The sequence below is a fragment of the Nitrosomonas sp. genome (genome assembly GCF_021731985.1).
Taxonomy (GTDB): domain Bacteria; phylum Pseudomonadota; class Gammaproteobacteria; order Burkholderiales; family Nitrosomonadaceae; genus Nitrosomonas.
Genome location: NZ_JAKFWH010000093.1, coordinates 1 through 18,512, shown reverse-complemented (window position 1 = coordinate 18,512; position 18,512 = coordinate 1). Strand labels below are relative to the sequence as shown.

Sequence of the window (18,512 nt, the reverse complement as noted above, 5' to 3'; positions counted from 1 at the left end):
AGAACAAGGTTCCTTTTGTGGCAGCCATCTCGCTCAGTGCCGAAGGCCGTCCCCTGTATATTAAAATGGCACCGGTTCCTGGTTTTACGCGCAAAGCGGTTTCCGACTGGGCTAACGCTAATCTCGCACCAGATTGTATAGTCACTTCCGATGGATTGGGCTGTTTTGCCGGGGTTACTGATGCAGGCTGCCAGCACCGGGCAATTATCGCGGACGGTCGCAAGCCTAAGGATTTGCCAGAATTCAACTGGATCAATACGGTTTTTGGCAACCTCAAAACCAGCCTGGGTGGCGCTTACCATGCATTCGATTTCGCCAAATACGGAACCCGTTACCTCGGTGCGTTTGTTTACCGTTTCAACCGGCGCTTCCATCTTGAGATGCTTCCTCTACGTCTGTTCGTCGCTGCAGCCACTATCGGGCCTCGCCCGGCACGTTGGCTTCGGCAAGCTGAAGAATCTTTCTAATCAGGTAAGATCATGGTGTAATAGACAAAGCTGATTTACTCAATACTTTTGGTCATTGCTATTCTTTGGATGGAAAAAGACCGTATTTTATCTTATGGTTTTTATGTTTCTATCCTCTGCGCATCATGTATTATGAAATACTAAACCATCATTGATGGCATATTAATACTTAATAAGGAGTTATTATGAAGAAAATCAATTACATTCGACTCGGCACTTTAACAGTACTCATATCAGTCATGGGTTGTGCAGCCACCAGCAATTCTAATAATCCCTTGAGCACGGTAGACCGCGGCTTGTCAACGATAGAAAGTGCAGCGCAAAGTAGCAGGCAAGTACTTGATGCGGGTACGGCAGCTGCTAGTACAACGAGTATTAACCAAATTGGTCTGGTTGATATTCTGGTTCACCGGTTAAACATATCACCCCAACAAGCATTAGGGGGAGCCGGAGCGATTTTTCAGATGGCTCAGGGGAGTATGAATCCGCAAGCATTTGCTACCTTATCGAAATCCGTTCCCGGAATGGATAGTATGTTGAATGCAGCTCCCGCCATGTCGAATTTATCAGGTGGTTTATCTTCCCTAATGGGAGATAAAAATAATAAGCTGGGCAACGTGACTGCACTCGCCGCATCATTCCAGCAATTGAATCTTTCTCCTGACATGGTGAGCCAATTTATTCCCATCGTAACCAATTACGTCAGTAAAACCAGCGGACAAGCAACGGCTAATCTGTTTCAGTCCGCTTTAACCGCACGTTGAGTGCTTGGAAAGCATTTGTTTAGTAAAGAAATAAAAAAAGCAAACCAATCGAAATATTGGTTTGCTCTCTTATGGTATCGCCTCTGCGGTGCTGTAATACATAAAGTGAATGCCTTGGACAGCAGAATATTACCCGGTCGCAATGCGGAATCTACCGGGCCCCGTAAGGCTGAAGGCAATCGCGATTGCTCAGGCTAAACGATGGGCGTATCGGTTAGGCATTCTTCCATAATCACAGTTTGTGCTGTGATCAACTGAAACCGGGTGCATTACTAATGCTCCGCATCCTCGCTTATTATGGCAATTTATCAAGTTTATTTTTAACTAAATCATACAAGTAGGATTCAAATTCTTGCTTGAGTTCAGGATGTTGTAGTGCAAATTCAACGGTTGCCTGCAAATAACCTGATTTACTTCCGCAATCGAAACGCTTGCCATCAAACTCATAGCCCAATACTGTTTCTTCGTTTAACAGCTTCGCGATTGCATCGGTTAATTGAATTTCATTGCCCGCTCCGCGCTGTGTCTTTTCGAGCAGTTTAAAGATGCGCGGTGTCAGGATGTATCGGCCGACCACCGCCAAGTTGGAAGGTGCTTTATCTATGGCTGGTTTTTCAACAATTGCATTGACCTTTGACAAGCTATCAGAAATCGGTGAGCTGTCAATAATGCCATACCGGCTGACTGTCTCACGGGCGACTCGTTCGATTCCCAATATTGAACAATGATGTTGGCTATAAATATCAACCATTTGATTCAAACAACTTCTTTCATTGGTGCTGATCAAATCATCCGCCAGCAATACAGCAAAAGGCTCATCGCCTACAACGGATTGCGCACATAACACGGCATGCCCCAATCCGAGTGCCTCAGCTTGCCGGATATAGACGCAATCAATACGCGATGGCAGGATATTGCGAACAATGTTCAGCATTTCTTGCTTTCCGCTTGCTTCTAGCTCGGCTTCCAGTTCGTAGGCTTTATCAAAATGATCAGGTATTGAACTTTTGTTGCGTCCGATGATAAAAATTAACACATCAATTCCTGCCGCAACGGCTTCTTCTGCGGCAAACTGAATCAACGGTTTATCAACGATCGGCAGCATTTCCTTTGGATTGGCCTTGGTTGCGGGCAAGAAACGTGTTCCTAAACCGGCAACAGGAAAAACCGCTTTTCTTATCGCTTTCATTTCGAATTCTCCTTAGTATTTAGTACAGTAAATCAGACTCGATGAATTTGGAAGGCTGCCTCGATCAGCTTTGATAACCTTTGGGATTGGTACACTGCCAGTGCCAGCTGCTCGCACACATTTCTTCCAAGCCGAGTTTCGCTTTCCAATCCAGCAATGCAAAGGCGCGTTTCGGATCGGCATAGCAGGAGGCAATATCACCGGGACGTCTGGGTGCAATCCGATAGGGAATAGACCGCCCGCTCGCCTTCTCAAAAGCCTGCACCACATCCAGAACACTGTAACCCAGGCCAGTGCCTAGATTCACAATCAGGCACTGGCCTGATTTGTTAACTTGAGCGCTTTGTGACGCTTCCAGTGCTTCCAATGCCTTGAGATGACCATGTGCTAAATCGACAACATGGATGTAATCCCTGACCCCGGTTCCATCGGGGGTAGGATAATCGTTACCCCACACGCTCAAAGCTTCTCTTCTTCCCACAGCGACTTGCGCCACAAAAGGCATTAAATTATTCGGTATTCCTTGTGGATCCTCGCCGATCAATCCGCTGGCGTGTGCGCCTACCGGATTGAAGTAACGCAATATACTGATCCTAAGCGTGTTATCGCTATGATGAAGATCACGTAGTATTTCTTCGACCATAAGCTTGCTGCGGCCATACGGATTGGTTGGTGCTAGTGGATGATCCTCTGTCAGCGGCAACTGGACCGGATCACCATAAACAGTTGCAGAAGAGCTGAATACCAGCGTTTTAACATCGCATTCTTGCATTGCTTGCAACAGCCGCAACGTACCAACCACGTTATTATCGTAATAGGAAAGCGGTTGTGCAACCGATTCCCCAACTGCTTTAAGGCCAGCAAAGTGAATAACAGCATTGGCTTTGCATTTCTTTAAGGCGGCTACCAAGCTCGCATGATCGCGGCAATCGCCTTCAATCAATCCCATCTTTCTACCGCTAATTCGTTCAACTCGTGCCAGCGCTTCGGGATTGCTGTTGCAGAAATTATCAAATACCGTGATGTCAAAACCCGCGTTTAGCAGTTCAACGCAGGTATGCGATCCGATATATCCGGCACCACCAGTGACAAGAATCATGGTTATTAACCTCGACAATAGACAGATTTATCAACGGCATTGAAGACCACTGATGCTCTTTTCAGGGCTCTATTAAGCTAACTAAAATGTTGCTTAAAGCTTTTCACAAAATAATCAAGCGAATCTGGTGGCAAATGATTGATGCCTGCCGCAGCTTTGCGCCCTCCCCCTGTGTCAAATTGCAGACATAGCACATCGGCGCCTTGCGGATTTGCGAGGGAAGCTCGTACACTCACCGTATATTTTCCAGAGTGATTCGGCGTAACCACTGCATGCGCACGTTCAGGATTTTCGTTTGCCAATTTGTTGGCAAAGTTACCGGTTGCGCGCCTTGCCCAAGGCTCGTCTGGTAGTAAATAGGCTGCACAGCGGTCATCGCTCATTAATGGATGCAATAAGGCTGCCTGGCTCATGTCATCGTTAAATCCGGAAGCAAGCTGAGTAAATGCAGCCGACTCAGCAATAAAATCAAATGGGTTACTATACGACTCTAATTTCTTATAAAGCTCCGCTGGATGAAAGTGCAGATCAGACAAACTGTCACCGTAGCCGTTGTAATTCAGATACTCCCCCAAACGGGCGAGTTGTTCCGCTTGCGCTTCCGTTAACCCTGCCAAGTTCGCAAGCTGGTGGGCTTGTTTTACGAGATTATCACCAAAGGCGGCGGTAATTGCCCACAGATGAAACGCCCCTTTCAAGTACCGATCGACCAATAAACTGGTGCATGCTTCGGCCGATAAATCAATGTGTGGTGTCAGGTTGGGATGTTGCGGTATTTCTCCGGCATGGTGATGATCGAAATACTCAACAATTACCCCCATTTCCAGCAAACACATCAAACCTTTGCGATTGCTGTCTAAAGAAATATCGAGCACAGTAACTCGATCGCCTGCATTAGCTTCTACACGCTCGAGTAGCTTGATATCCCGCTTAACCCCGGTGATCAGACTGGCGCTTGCCGGATCAGCCAGCCTTAATTGATGTAGTGCACACAATCCGTCTGCGTCACCATTAAACACATAGTACTGATTCATATTATCATGATGAGTGATTTTTCAGCCAGAGAATGATTAATTCAGATTCTTCATCCAATTGAGAAAAAGAAACTATCAAGGCTGATTCAGCGCACCTTTGTTAGTCAGATAATTGATAATTTGCTCGACAGCCTGCTCTGGCGTTTTATCCATCGTATCAATGCGAATTTCTGCATTTTCTGGCACTTCATACGGCGAATCAATACCGGTAAAGTTTTTCAATTCCCCACGCCGCATTTTTTTATACAATCCCTTAGGGTCTCGCTCTTCTGCCACATGAATGGGTGTATCGATGAATATCTCAAAGAATTCCCCCTGCTCGACCAGTTCCCGTGCCATCCGCCGTTCAGAACGAAACGGTGAGATAAACGATACCAGTACAATTTGTCCTGCATCGACCATTAGCTTGGCGACCTCAGCGATACGGCGAATATTTTCAACCCGGTCGGCATCGGTAAAACCAAGATCCTTATTGAGACCATGACGTACATTGTCTCCATCCAGCAGATAGGTGTGCTTGCCCAATGAATAGAGTTTTTTCTCGACCAGATTGGCAATGGTTGATTTGCCGCTGCCCGACAATCCGGTAAACCAGAGGATGAGTGGCTTCTGCCCTTTAATGGCAGCATGCGCCTGCTTATTAATGTTGATGGCTTGCCAATGAATATTTTGCGACCGGCGTAAAGCAAAGTGTAGCATGCCCGCGCCAACCGTATTATTGGTCAGACGATCAATCATAATAAAGCCGCCCGTATCACGATCTTCTTTATACGGATCAAATGCGATCAACTGATCAGAACTCAAATTACAGATTCCGATTTCATTGAGTTCCAGCTTCGTAACCGCGACATGCTCGAGCGTATTGATGTTAACCTTATATTTCAGCAATGAAATGTTGGCCGTTACCGTTCTTGCGCCGATCTTCATTAAATACGGCCTTCCCGGCAACATGGGTTCGTCAGACATCCATACAACGGTTGCTTCGAATTGATCGGCCACACCCGGTGGCGAGTCGGTTGCTGCCAGAATATCGCCCCGGCTGATATCGATTTCATCAGTTAGCGTTAACGTGACAGATTGACCGGAAATAACGTGATCAAGATCGCCATCACTGGTTACGATCCGTGCCACCCGGCTCTCTCTACCAGACGGCAGAACTCGAACTGAATCGCCCGGTTTGATACTGCCACGCACAACGATACCAGAGTAACCTCGAAAATCCAGATTGGGACGATTTACCCACTGCACCGGCATGCGAAAGACCCCAGATTCATCAGCCACATCTTCCACTTGTATGTTTTCAAGGTGCCCCATCAATGTTTCCCCGTGATACCAAGGGGTATTCGTGCTCAGCTCAGTGATATTGTCGCCTTTCAGAGCGGACATCGGGATGGTCACAATATTTTGCAAACCGACTTCTTTTGCAAAAATTCGATACTCATTATCAATTCGGTTATAAATTTCTTCCGAGTACCCCACCATATCCAGCTTATTGATTGCCAGCACCACATGACGAATTCCGATTAACGAAACCAGATAGCTATGCCGCCGGGTTTGTGTCAATACCCCTTTACGGGCATCGATAAGAATAACCGCGACATCAGCCGTTGAAGCGCCGGTGATCATGTTGCGCGTATATTGTTCATGTCCTGGCGTATCCGCTACGATAAACTTCCGTTTATCCGTCGAAAAAAAGCGATAAGCCACATCAATGGTAATGCCCTGCTCACGCTCTGCCGAAAGTCCGTCCACCAGAAGCGCAAAATCCAGGTCACCAGCTTGTGTACCAACTTTCTTTGAATCAACTTCCAACTGAGCCAATTGGTCTTCAAATAACATTTTTGACTCATAAAGCAACCGCCCAATCAGTGTACTTTTTCCATCATCAACACTACCGCAGGTGATAAAACGAAGTAAACTCTTGTTTTCATGAGTTCTTAAATAGAGCTCGATATCCTCGGCAATCAAATTAGATACATGCGCCATTAGAAGTACCCCTCCTGTTTCTTTTTTTCCATTGAACCGGCAGAATCATGATCGATTAGACGACCTTGCCGTTCGGATGTTTTTGCAAGCAGCATTTCTTGAATGATTGCCGTCAAAGAATTCGCTTCACTCTCAATCGCTCCGGTTAATGGATAACAACCGAGTGTACGAAAACGCACTTTCTTCATCATCGGAACTTCATCTTTCTGCATCGGCAGACGATCGTCATCCACCATAATCAATGTGCCATCACGTTCTACGACGGGACGTTCCTTAGCAAAATATAATGGCACGATAGGGATATTATTCAAGTAGATGTACTGCCAGATGTCCAGCTCAGTCCAGTTTGAAAGCGGAAATACCCGAATACTTTCACCTTTATTTTTGCGCGTGTTATATAACCGCCAGAGTTCAGGGCGCTGCAACTTGGGGTCCCATCGGTGTTGTGCCGAACGGATAGAAAAAATACGCTCCTTGGCACGCGACTTTTCTTCGTCCCGGCGTGCGCCTCCAAATGCGACATCAAAACCGTATTTATCAAGCGCCTGTTTTAGGCCTTCCGTCTTCCAGATATCGGTATGAACCGCAGAACCATGGGTAAATGGATTAATTCCTTTTTCGACCCCGTGCGGATTAATGTGAACGATCAAATCAAGTCCGAGTTTCTTCACCATGACGTCACGAAACTCAATCATCTCTTTGAATTTCCATGTGGTATCAACATGCAGTAACGGGAAAGGCGGTTTCGAGGGATAAAACGCCTTCACTGCAAGATGCAGCATCACTGCACTATCCTTGCCGATAGAATAGAGCATTACCGGGTGTTCGCACTCAGCAACCACCTCCCGCATAATTTGAATACTCTCCGCTTCAAGGCGCTGTAAGTGTGTCAACATTGTCAATGGCTTCCTTCAATAATAAAACGTCGTAGCAGAGTCATATTAATACGGATATAGATTTTTCTTATTGTGAAATAAACTACTTTATCCCTACAATCTTAATTCTTCTTACCTTTAGGGAGATAATTTGCAGGCCTGCTGGCATGTTTATTTATGGCAGATTAGATGCGTACGTAATTTAGAGTATTCCGATTTTATAGTTCTTTTATAACAGTAAAAGAGCGAGGATTCACTGTAGCTTTCGTCAAAATCCTTTTGTTTATTCTAACAAGTATTGTATATGATTCTATCGACATTATCAGTGAACAAGAGCTTGTTGTCCAAAACAAAAGACTATCTGCACAGAGCAAATGCAATGAATTGCGATTGTCCAACAACAAATTATGAATAAATTTGCTCCGCGCGCCCTGCGGCAAGACCGCAGGGTATTACGGCACAGAAAACCAAAAACGACGCGCTACGCTAAAGTCAAAAACACAATCTATTCTGTCTTGGAATATACCTCCCACAGTCCAGCAGAAGGCCTTTTTCATCCGTAATATTACCCCAACATATTGATGTTATATATAATTCATATATTATTTCAATTCAATTTGACTATTCATAAATGCATCGGTGTCATCGCATCCCATTTAAAATAGCTAGCCAATCAGATAAAGCCATTTATATCGTCAACCGAATCAGGTATAATGCCGCGCTTTGGGTCGTTAGCTCAGCCGGTAGAGCAGCGGACTTTTAATCCGTTGGTCGCGAGTTCGAATCTCGCACGGCCTACCAAATAAATCAAGGGGTTAGTTAAACACTAACTCCTTTTTTCTTTTTGAACGTGACAAAAACGTGACAAGTTAACCACGTTCCCCCCACGTCCGCCCTCGATTCTAGCCGCTGCAACCCTCAAATGCTCGGTTGCATACTTGGCATAGCGATCCACCATAATCCTGGATTTCCAGCCACCTAAATCCTTCAGTTCATCGCAGCTCGTACCAGCCTGACGATGCCATGAAGCCCAAGTATGTCTAAGGTCATGAAACCGAAAATCACTTATTCCTGCTTTAGCCAATGCGGTATGCCATGCGCTGTTTGTGATTTCCCAACGAATCGGCGCACCAAAATAAGTAAAGCAAAACTGCGGATGCTTGCCGAGCTGTTTTTCAAGGACAATGACTGCATCAAGATTTAACGGCACACCCCTCGGTGTTCCATTCTTGGTTTGGTTAAGCCAGGCTGTTCTACGTTCCAGATCAACTCGATTCCATTCCAAACCAGTGATTTCCCTGGCACGGCATCCAGTTGCGAGAGCAAAACGGATCAAAGCTGCCAAATGTGGAGGACTAACCGCTATTAATCGATCAGCCTCTTCTCTTGTCAGCCATCTATCACGCTCTGTTTCACCCGCTAAAAAGCGAATTTTTGGCATCGCATCTATCCACTGCCATTCATCACGTGCCATACGTAACAAGCTACGTATTAGTGCCAAATAACGATTAACTGTAGCAGGTTTGTTTCCCTTTGCCAGTACACCCTGAATTACGGACCAAATCACATCACCAGTGATTTGGTCTAGTATTAGATGACCTAAAAAAGGATCAAGCTTGCGACAAATACGTTGAACATCTTTAAAACTGCGTAAATTCACTTTTATTGCGAGATACCGCACCACGGCTTCTTGCCATAAACGTTGGGGTCTGAATCCGAAATGATGTTCCCGAAATGCTTCTAGCCGGATTTTGGCTAACAGTGCTTCGGCATCTTGTCGGTTTTCAGTCCCAGAACTTTGGCGTATTCTTTTGCCGTTTGGGAGCTTTGTTGCAATCCACCAGAAGCGGGAATCTTGCCTTCGGTAGACACCTTCTTGGGTTTGGGCCATATTGCCTCCTTCTTAGCCCGCCCGTGCTCGCACTGCTTATATTCCTCTATCCAGATATCTAAATCAACTCTGTCATATAGACAGCGTCGCCCTAGTTTGACAAAAGGAATATCTAATTCACTTAGCAGAGTAACGCCGATACCAAGATAACTGGCTGCTTCTTGCTTGGATAAACAGCGAATTGCGGGCAATGGCAGACTTACCTTTTCCATTGTCTTTCTCCATCAAACGGTTATGTATATTCATACAGGACTAAACATGTTTTGTGATTGAATTCATACACATTGCACTTCAATAATTTCCGATACATTGCGATATTTATATAGCTAACTAATTTTTTTATAACAACAACAAAAAAATAATCGCCACTGAGAGCAAGATAATGATTGATGCCAGTAAATTAATAATGGCCGCTTGCCTAGAAATTCTGGTCAGCTCATAAATCTCCTGACCCTCTCTACTTTTTAGCTTTTCATCAATAAGCTGAATACAGCTCTCCAGGAACTGGTCTCGTGTTAATTGTGCGTTACTGATGGATGAATTAATCAGTGCATTCGATTTCTTAGTCGAAAATTCACGCCACCGATTAAAGTTCTCTTCCAATATCGCCTGGTAATTGCTTAGCAGCTCAGCATGGGCTTTTTCATTTTGTTCCAGCAATACTTCGTTGAGCGTATGCATCATCAACACCGGATCATCCTGTGACAGAACAATGCCGTGTTCTGACGCTATTCTTTCAATGAGCGCATCTAATTTGTCGGCATTCATGTTAGAACTGCAGCTACATTTTCAATGTTGGTAAAGAGCTGTCTTCGGATAATCGTTAACCTTTGGCGTACCATCACCGGTAACGCGCTATTTTTAAGCGCTTCATCAAAGGTAAATTTCGATTGCAGGATTTCACTTAAATCTTTGCCGAAAGTCTCAGGCTTGTAATGTGGAATTCGGATAATGGCGGATACTCGCGCTTTGTTATCCACATACGCTTTCATTTCCTCAAACTGCTTGCCATTCATGCTGATTTCTCCCCAGTAGGGATTTAACCAGACAACAAACAGTGCTTCCTTTGGAAATTGTTTAATCAGATGCACAAAACCATTCAATGTATCCAACAAAGCCTGACTACCCGTGATAACAGTATGTACAACCAGTTCATGCCCCATATCCAAGAGCAGGGCTGGTATCTGATTGCTGATGAGGTAATGCGACATGGGCACAAAGGTGCTGGCGCCATTGTCAATAATGACGTCATTGTCTGCTTTAGCTATCAATTCAATTAAGTCATCAAACTTTCTCGGATCAATCTCATCATTGTTCATTACATTAATCTGCTTAACATTGAGTTTTTTAAATCCATAAAAAGTGGCATTCACCGGATCGGTATCAATGCATAATGGATCGCCGCCTTTGGCAAACTTATGTTGTGCTAGCGTGGATGATATGAACGATTTGCCTACTCCGCCCTTCCCTTGCAAAATCATATGTATTTTAGCCATCAGACCAACTCCTCTTTTTCAGTTGCAGAATTAAAACGAAATCCTTCATGATTACTCCCAGCTGACTTTCCTTGATCAATGCGCGAATGCTGCTTTTTGTCCTCACCAATATGTCGATTGACCAGTGTTCTGAACCATTGATAAGAACATTTGATTTTTTCTTCCTGGTGCAAAATGTTCCAGATCTGGCGAATCGTCCAGCCATCCTTTAATGCCTGCTCGATATCAGGTTTCAACGCGATGAACGCCGGTAAAAATTGCTTACCGGTACTTTTGTTTCTATCCGCATAAAGTGCGATTCGATCTGATAAGGATTTAGTCATCACACAATTTCCACAAAAATATTTATCTTGGCGTACAAACAGTTTTTTGTTTTTTTGCTTTCCTTTCTGTTTCTTTTTGTTGCTTTCAGTATCAATTAATTGCTTATCCTTTCTTTTTGTTTCTAAGCGACTGTTATTTAGTTGAATAAAGCTTCTTTCATGTATTTTTATACTGTTTGAAATTATGATATAACGAAAATAAACTATTTGCAAACATCGATTATAGTGTTAGTATATTTCTTGAAACTCACAGAACCGGGCAAGATATGTGGAGATGGCCATCTCCACCACAACTTATTCGCACAGTGTGCTCAACGTTGATCTTGCTCTTCGAGGAAAACTGAAATGATTGACAAAAAGAACCCCAAGACAATCAAAAATGAAAGAAGAGATAAGAAGCTCAGGGTTCCTGTTTTGCCCATAGAAGAAACTGAAATAAAGAGTAAGGCGCAGGATGCAGGATTGCCCGTTGCCGAGTACCTGCGCAATCTGGGTCTGGGTTATCAGGTGCCCAGTGTTATAGATAACCGAGAAGTGGATGCTTTGTTAAAAATCAACGCGGATCTTGGCAGACTGGGTGGATTAATCAAACTTTGGCTCACCAACGACAAGCGTACAAAATATGTTGGCAAGTCACAATTACATATGACCTTGGACAGTATCCGGAATACCCAAAGCACGATGCTGGATGTCATTATGAAGCTTAAAAAATAACTTTCGGAATAATCCTATTTGACTTAAGCAGCTTAAATACGATGATCGCTAAAATCATACCCATCAAATCAGTGCGCAAAAGCAGCTTCTCTGTGCTGATACAGTATCTGACCGATCCTCAAGGCAAGAGTGAGCGTATCAGTCAGATCAAGGTATCAAACTGTTATTCAGACGATCAGATAGCTGCATTGATAGAGATACAAAACACACAGGAAATGAACACTCGCGCCAGATCAGACAAAACCTGCCATCTTGTGTTGAGTTTTCCTGAAGGAGAGCGTTTATCCCTTGCTGATCTGAATGCCATTGAAGAGCGGTTTTGCGATGCTTTGGGTTTTAATGGTCATCAACGTATCAGCGTAATCCACGATGATACCAATAACCTGCACATCCATATCGCAATCAACAAGATACATCCTAGAAACTTAACAATCCACAATCCTTATTATGATTACAAGAAAGTAGCCAAGCTCTGCGAACAGATCGAGCAAGAATATGGCTTAACAACAGTTAATCATGAAACCGTGAATGATAAAGCCTCCAGAGTAGCGCAAGAAATTGAAACCAGAACAGGGGTGGAGAGCTTGCTTGGCTGGATCAAGCGCGAGTGCCTGGATGAATTGAAGCAGTCGGACAACTGGCAGGATTTACATCAGGTTTTAGCTAGGCATGGCCTTGAAATCAAGGAGCGTGGCAACGGATTTGTATTGGTCGCCAACAATGGCGTGGCTGTTAAAGCCAGTTCAGTTGATCGCTCTTTATCCAAAGGGGATTTAACTCAAAAACTGGGTGCATTTGTACCTGTAGATAATTCTAAACAATCTTCACAACAAAACGCCAAACAATACCAGCCAAGACCATTGCAGAATCGAATCGATACTTCAGAGCTTTATGCGCGATACCAGCAAGAGCAGAATGATTCCGCCAGACAGCGAACTACTCAATGGGCCATGTTGCGACAAAGCAGAGATCAATTAATTGACCGCGCCAAACGAGAAGCGAAACTCAAGCGCAACATCATTAAAAGCATCAAAGCTGGGAGATTGGCTAAAAAAGCGCTGTATGCAACCGCTCATCACCAATTCAAAACAACGATAGCAGTCATTAAAAGCGATTACCAGCAAGCCTACAAGCACTCTAAAACCCGTCATTCCAGAATGGGGTGGTTGGACTGGCTAGCATTTGAGGCCAAGCTTGGTAAGACGCAAGCATTGGCTGTCTTGCGATCCAGAAGAGTGGGTCAATTTAAGGGTAACCAGATAACGGTTGAGCAAAGCCATGATGATTCCATCGCTAATAGCCACTTCAAGGATGGCTTCATTAAAGACAGTTTTGTTGAATCGATCACTAAAATCGGCACAGTTACTTATAAAGCAGGATCAACCACTATCCGCGATGACGGCAAACGGCTCATCGTTCTGCCGGATACATCGCAGGAAGTCTTGGTAGATATTTTGCAAGTCGCCATAAAGAAGTACGGCAGTCACTTGGCAATCAATGGCACTGAATCGTTTCGTCTTGGGATTGCTGAAGTGGCCGCACAAAACCAGATGCGCGTGACTTTTGATGACAAGCGGCTTGAACAATACCGTCAGCAATTAATGAAACAGCATGCTTTTAGTAGAACGCAATCGGCAGGTCAAAAACAATCCGTCACCTCCACCACCCGAAGGAGTCTTTAATTGCTCTAGCTCAGGCCTGAACTGACAGTTACTCGTTTTTTAGGGTCTGTCAGTTTAGATTCTAGCTAGCACAAAGTACAGATCAGTCGTTTGAATTTGTTGGCACGAGTATGCTCTTTTGATAATGTCACCTGAAATTCATTTGAGGCATAATCTCTAAGAAACTCATTTCTTTTCTCTAGATCACTAAAAAATCCGCATTGGTCAAGCTTAATCCAACACCAATCGTTGCAATCTGTACCGCTGCACCTGTGCCATTACCATTGGAATCATAATATAATGCGCCCGTAACATTGTTATAGATAATGTAATCATCCGCATCCATTGCTTGGGTACCAATCTTGAATCGACTAGCTGCCAATGTTCCAGTAGCCGTTAGCTTGGTAAATACTGCATTTTCTAATCTAATCGTGTCATCAACTACAACAAAATCTGCGATTGTGTCGATATTTCCTGAAGTAGTAAGATTGAAACTGTCTTTGCCAGCACCGCCAGTAAGTATGTCATTGCCCAACTTACCTTCCAATGTATCGTCTCCTACACCACCGCTTAACTGATTAGCAGAAGAGTTTCCAGTAATGGTGTTATTTAAATCATTGCCTATCCCATTAATAGCCAATGTTCCTGTCAACGTAAGGTTTTCTACATTAGCTGAAATCGTGTATGTAACGCTGCTGTTAATTTTATCAGTGCCCGCATTGACAGATTCAGTAACATTATCACCGGCATTGTCTACAGTATAGGTGTCGTTCCCTAATTCGCCAAGCAACCAATCGGTGCCAGTACCGCCATTGAGAGAATCGTCGCCATCACCGCCGTATAACGTGTCATTTCCACTACCACCATTTAACGTATCATTACCACCCAGACCATTAATGATGTCATTTGTAGCAAATCCGGTAATTGTATCAGCACCTGAAGTACCCGTAAGCAACTTCTCAGTTAAGGTGGTGCTGTTCCAAATCGTACCATCAGCAAATTCAACTGCATTTAACTGGTATTGATTTCCACCTAAGAAATGATTCTGCACTGTGAGTACTTCACCATTGCTTTGCAACGTCAACAGCAAATCATTGCCTGAGCGTCTCACCAAAACATCGCTGAAGCTTATACCCGTTGCAAACCGCAAAACATCATAGCGAGCTGAACTGGTATCATAATTGCTGATAGTGGTATTGCCATCTCCGGCTGCAAATAAATAAACATCGCTGCCTTCACCGCCTTCCATATAATCGTTAATCCCCAGGCCTCCATTGAGAATATCATCACCATAATCTCCATATAGTGAATCCTGACCATCCCCACCTAACAATGTATCATTGTCATGACCGCCATATAGCACGTCATTGCCAATATTCCCATTCAAGTGATCATTTCCCCAATAACCCGATAAAAAATCATCACCGCCCAATCCATCAATAGTATCGTTGGATGTATAACCGGTGATGTTGTCGTTACCCGCGGTGGCTTGCATAACCAACTGGTTGATCAATGCATTGCTCCAAATCGTGCCATCAGCAAATTCAACTGCATTCAACAAGTATTGATTATTGCTGTTAAAATGACTCTGCACCGTGATGGCCTCACCGGTGCTCTGCAGCGTCAATTTCAAATCATCGACTAAACGCGTCGCCAAAACACCCCCTGGACTAATGCCCGAAGCAAACCGCAAGATATCATGACGACCGACACTGATATCATAGTTACTGATCGTGGTATTGCCATCTCCAGCCGCAAACAAATAAATATCATTACCTTCACCGCCTAACATGAAATCGTCAGCCCCCAGCCCTCCATTCAATGTATCGTTGCCTGCATCTCCACGAAGATAATCCTGACCATCTCCCCCTAACAATGTATCGTTGCCATCCTCACCATATAGCCTGTCATTACCAGCATTTCCACTCAGATGATCATTTCCTCCCACACCCGATAAAATATCATCGCCTCCCAAGCCATCAATAGTATCGTCGGATGAAAAACCGCTGATGTTATCGTTACCCGTAGTGCCTTGAAGAATCATTTGTTTTATCAACGTACCGCTCCAGGTTGTGCCATCAGAAAATTCAATAGCATTCAACGAGTATTCATTCTCCCCGTAAAAATAGAGCTCCACTTCGATTACTTCGCCGGTGCTTTGATTCGTCAATAGCAGAGTACTGCCTGAGCGTCCCACTAGAACATTGCCTGGGCTAATACCCGAAGCAAACCGCAATACATCATAACGACCGACACTGATATCATAGTTACTGATCTTGGTATTGCCATCTCCAGCCGCAAACAAATAAATATCATTACCTTCACCGCCTGACATATAATCATTGGCCCCCAGACCTCCATTCAATGTATCGTTGCCTGCATCCCCATAAAGTTGATCCTGGCCATCCCCACCTAATAATGTGTCGTTACCTTCACCGCCAGACAAAGTATCATCACCGCCTAAACCATCAATAATGTCATTAGATGCAAAACCAGTGATGCTGTCGTTACCGGTTGTGCCCTGCATAGCCAATTGATTGATCAATGCATTGTTCCAGATCGTGCCATCTGCAAACTCAATTGCATTTAACGAGGCAAATTCGTTGTAAAAATGACTCTCTACTGTGATCACTTCACCGGTGCTTTGTAAAGTTAGTATCAAATGATCACCTGCGCGCTTCGCCAAAACACCGTTTGGGCTAATGCCCGATGCAAACCGCAAAACGTCATATCGGCCTACACTGGCATCATAATTTTGGATCTGGGTATTACCATCCCCGACTGCAAATAAATAAATATCATTGCCTTCACCGCCTACCATGACATCATAAGCTCCTAGGCCTCCATTGAGGGTATCATTGCCTGCGTTTCCATACAGTAAATCCTGACCATCTCCACCTAATAGAGTGTCGTTACCATCACCGCCATGCAGCGTGTCATTGCCAATATTTCCATTCAGGTGATCATTTCCACCAGCACCTGATAAAGTATCATCGCCGCCAAAGCCATCAATGATGTCATCAGATGCGTAACCGGTGATATTGTCATTAGCTGTGCTGCCTTGAAGAAGCATTTGTTGGATCAGCGCAGTATCCCAGGTCGTGCCATCAGCAAATTCAATCGCATGCAATGTGTATGCATTTGACCAGAAATAATGTAAGTTTACTTTGATCACTTCACCGGTACTTTGCACCGTCAACTGCAAATCATCGCCTGAGCGCCTCACTAAGACATCGCTTGGATTAATGCCCGATGCAAACTTTAAAACATCATGATATCCACTATTTCCATAATAATTATCATTCAAGATCGTGGTATTGCCATCACCGGCTGCAAACAAATAAACATCATTACCATCGCTGCCCGACATATAATCATCGGCCCCCAGACCTCCATTGAGGATATCATTGCCTGGTCCACCAATAAGATAGTCTTGACCGTCCCCGCCCAGTAGAATGTCGTTACCAAAACTGCCATCGAGCCTGTCATTCCCACCCAAACCACTAATAATGTCATCAGTGTCAAGTCCAGTAATATCGTCTGCTCCGGAAGTGCCAGTCAGCAATTTTGTTACTAAGTCCGCATTGCTCCAAATCGTACCATCTGCAAATTCAATCGCATTCAACAAGAAAATTCCGTTGGTAACAAAATGATTCTGCGCCGTGACCACTTCACCGGTGCTTTGCAGCGTTAGCTGCAAATCATAATCATAAGGACCTGAGCGCCCTACCATAACATCGCTTGGACTAATACCCGATGCAAAACGCAAAACATCATATCGGGCTGCACTGGTATCAAAATTGTTGATCGTGGTATTGCCATCTCCGGCTGCAAATAAATAAACATCGCTGCCTTCACCGCCTTCCATATAATCGCTGACTCCCAGGCCTCCATTGAGGATATCGTTACCTGCATTTCCATACAGTGAATCCTGGCCCTCTCCACCTAACAATGTATCGTTACCTTCACCGCCGGTAAGCGAGTCATTGCCAGTATTTCCGCTCAGATAATCATTCCCCCCAGCACCGGATAAAATATCATCACCGCCCAAGCCATCAACAGTGTCATCGGAGGCAAAACCAGCGATATTGTCATTGTCTGCAGTACTTTGTATGGCCATCTGCTTGATCATCGCACTACCCCAAAGGGTGCCGTTGCTGAATTCGATCGTATCCAATGCATAAATGCCGCCACCATCTTCATAAAAATGATTGGTAACATTAATCACTTTTCCAGTATCTTTTATCGTTAACAGCAGATTATTGGAATCCCGCCGAACAACCACATCGACAGGATTAATTCCTGGCATAAATCTCAGTACATCATTACTCGTTGAAGCAGTATCGCTATTATTGATTGAAATGTTCCCGTCCCCTATGGCATACCTATAGGTGTCGTTGCCGATATCTCCACTCAAATAATCATTTTCCCCACCGCCACCCCGCAAAACGTCATCACCATCGCCCCCCATCAGCAAGTCACGACCGCTTCCGCCATAAAGTGCGTCATTTCCGAGATTGCCATACAACGTATCATTACCCGCGCTACCATTAAGAACATCGTTACTAGCCAACCCATTGATATTGGTATTGCTTGCACTGCTAATGACAATGTCATCCGGCAATGCCTCTCTTTCAATAATGCTCACGCCTAAATCTTGCAGGATGCTCTGCGTTTGTGTACCTGCAGCGTTCTGATCAATCCAGTTGCGCAGCATATCCAGACCAGTCCAGCTATTTTCTTGTAATGTAGCTCCTGCGTATTTGTTCAATTCAATCAGATCGGCTAATGCAGCAGCAGGATTTGCGATCTTTTGATTGTCGAGTAACGTATTGAGCACGGAGAAATTCACAAACACTTGCCCGGATTCATTCGCATCCAACACAACTTCGTTTAAATACGGCGCAAGTCGCGTCTGCAACACCAAGCTGCCATAAACGGATTCTTTTAGCGTCTCATAGCTTTGCTGCATAAACTCAATTTGCTGAGTGGAGAGCGATACAAAAACTCTTT

Annotated in this window: 15 protein-coding genes and 1 tRNA gene; 5 read left to right on the top strand and 11 right to left on the bottom strand. The window is 44.4% G+C overall.

Annotation, left to right across the window (positions count from 1 at the left end):
• Together QZ942_RS13985 and QZ942_RS13980 are read left to right on the top strand one after the other, a co-directional pair.
• The coding region (locus QZ942_RS13985) for an IS1595 family transposase (RefSeq protein WP_292996678.1) at positions 1-467 on the top strand (467 nt) is incomplete at its 5' end.
• 185 nt (positions 468-652) lie between these two features.
• Positions 653-1,231, top strand: a complete 579-nt coding sequence (locus QZ942_RS13980; protein ID WP_292996677.1) for a DUF2780 domain-containing protein — start codon at positions 653-655, stop codon at positions 1,229-1,231.
• A gap of 295 nt (positions 1,232-1,526) precedes the next feature.
• Here QZ942_RS13980 and galU read toward each other — a convergent pair whose 3' ends face one another.
• The 5 genes from galU to cysD all read right to left on the bottom strand — a co-directional run bounded on the left by galU (position 1,527) and on the right by cysD (position 7,435).
• Positions 1,527-2,420, bottom strand: coding sequence for a UTP--glucose-1-phosphate uridylyltransferase GalU (gene galU / locus QZ942_RS13975; RefSeq protein ID WP_292996676.1), 894 nt, complete (start codon positions 2,418-2,420; stop codon positions 1,527-1,529).
• A 64-nt stretch (positions 2,421-2,484) separates the two neighbouring features.
• Positions 2,485-3,519, bottom strand: coding sequence for a UDP-glucose 4-epimerase GalE (gene galE, locus QZ942_RS13970; RefSeq protein WP_292996675.1), 1,035 nt, complete (start codon positions 3,517-3,519; stop codon positions 2,485-2,487).
• Positions 3,520-3,596: 77 nt separating this feature from the next.
• The gene (locus QZ942_RS13965) at positions 3,597-4,553 is read right to left on the bottom strand and encodes a DHH family phosphoesterase (protein WP_292996674.1); all 957 of its coding nucleotides are present in this window, start codon (positions 4,551-4,553) and stop codon (positions 3,597-3,599) included.
• A gap of 75 nt (positions 4,554-4,628) precedes the next feature.
• Positions 4,629-6,539 (bottom strand): sulfate adenylyltransferase subunit CysN, encoded by a 1,911-nt coding sequence (cysN, locus tag QZ942_RS13960; RefSeq protein WP_292996673.1) that lies wholly within the window; start codon positions 6,537-6,539, stop codon positions 4,629-4,631.
• Positions 6,539-7,435, bottom strand: coding sequence for a sulfate adenylyltransferase subunit CysD (cysD, locus tag QZ942_RS13955; RefSeq protein ID WP_292996672.1), 897 nt, complete (start codon positions 7,433-7,435; stop codon positions 6,539-6,541). Before cysD ends, cysN begins: the two co-directional genes overlap by 1 nt.
• Positions 7,436-8,139: 704 nt before the next feature.
• Between cysD and QZ942_RS13950 the strand changes: the two genes are divergently transcribed.
• Positions 8,140-8,215, top strand: a tRNA-Lys gene (locus QZ942_RS13950).
• 25 nt (positions 8,216-8,240) lie between these two features.
• Here the strand turns inward: QZ942_RS13950 and QZ942_RS13945 are convergent.
• The 5 genes from QZ942_RS13945 to QZ942_RS13925 all read right to left on the bottom strand — a co-directional run bounded on the left by QZ942_RS13945 (position 8,241) and on the right by QZ942_RS13925 (position 11,337).
• Positions 8,241-9,251 (bottom strand): tyrosine-type recombinase/integrase, encoded by a 1,011-nt coding sequence (locus tag QZ942_RS13945; protein WP_366836583.1) that lies wholly within the window; start codon positions 9,249-9,251, stop codon positions 8,241-8,243.
• A complete protein-coding gene (locus QZ942_RS13940; RefSeq protein ID WP_292996670.1) occupies positions 9,170-9,517 on the bottom strand; it encodes a helix-turn-helix domain-containing protein in 348 nt (115 codons plus the stop codon). Before QZ942_RS13940 ends, QZ942_RS13945 begins: the two co-directional genes overlap by 82 nt.
• A 127-nt stretch (positions 9,518-9,644) precedes the next feature.
• A complete protein-coding gene (locus tag QZ942_RS13935; RefSeq protein WP_292996669.1) occupies positions 9,645-10,073 on the bottom strand; it encodes a conjugal transfer protein TraM in 429 nt (142 codons plus the stop codon).
• Complete coding sequence (locus QZ942_RS13930; RefSeq protein ID WP_074720682.1) at positions 10,070-10,801, bottom strand: conjugal transfer protein TraL; 732 nt, start codon at positions 10,799-10,801, stop codon at positions 10,070-10,072. The genes QZ942_RS13935 and QZ942_RS13930 overlap by 4 nt, the downstream gene beginning before the upstream one ends.
• A complete protein-coding gene (locus QZ942_RS13925; RefSeq protein ID WP_292995094.1) occupies positions 10,801-11,337 on the bottom strand; it encodes a TraK family protein in 537 nt (178 codons plus the stop codon). Before QZ942_RS13925 ends, QZ942_RS13930 begins: the two co-directional genes overlap by 1 nt.
• A gap of 132 nt (positions 11,338-11,469) precedes the next feature.
• On the opposite strand from QZ942_RS13925, the gene traJ reads away from it, so the two are divergent.
• Both traJ and traI read left to right on the top strand, forming a co-directional pair.
• Positions 11,470-11,838, top strand: a complete 369-nt coding sequence (gene traJ, locus QZ942_RS13920; protein WP_292996664.1) for a conjugal transfer transcriptional regulator TraJ — start codon at positions 11,470-11,472, stop codon at positions 11,836-11,838.
• Positions 11,839-11,879: 41 nt separating this feature from the next.
• A complete protein-coding gene (gene traI, locus QZ942_RS13915; RefSeq protein WP_292996662.1) occupies positions 11,880-13,520 on the top strand; it encodes a TraI/MobA(P) family conjugative relaxase in 1,641 nt (546 codons plus the stop codon).
• Between the two features lie 178 nt (positions 13,521-13,698).
• Here the strand turns inward: traI and QZ942_RS13910 are convergent, their stop codons facing one another.
• Complete coding sequence (locus tag QZ942_RS13910) at positions 13,699-18,471, bottom strand: calcium-binding protein (RefSeq protein ID WP_292996660.1); 4,773 nt, start codon at positions 18,469-18,471, stop codon at positions 13,699-13,701.
• Positions 18,472-18,512 lie beyond the last annotated feature (41 nt).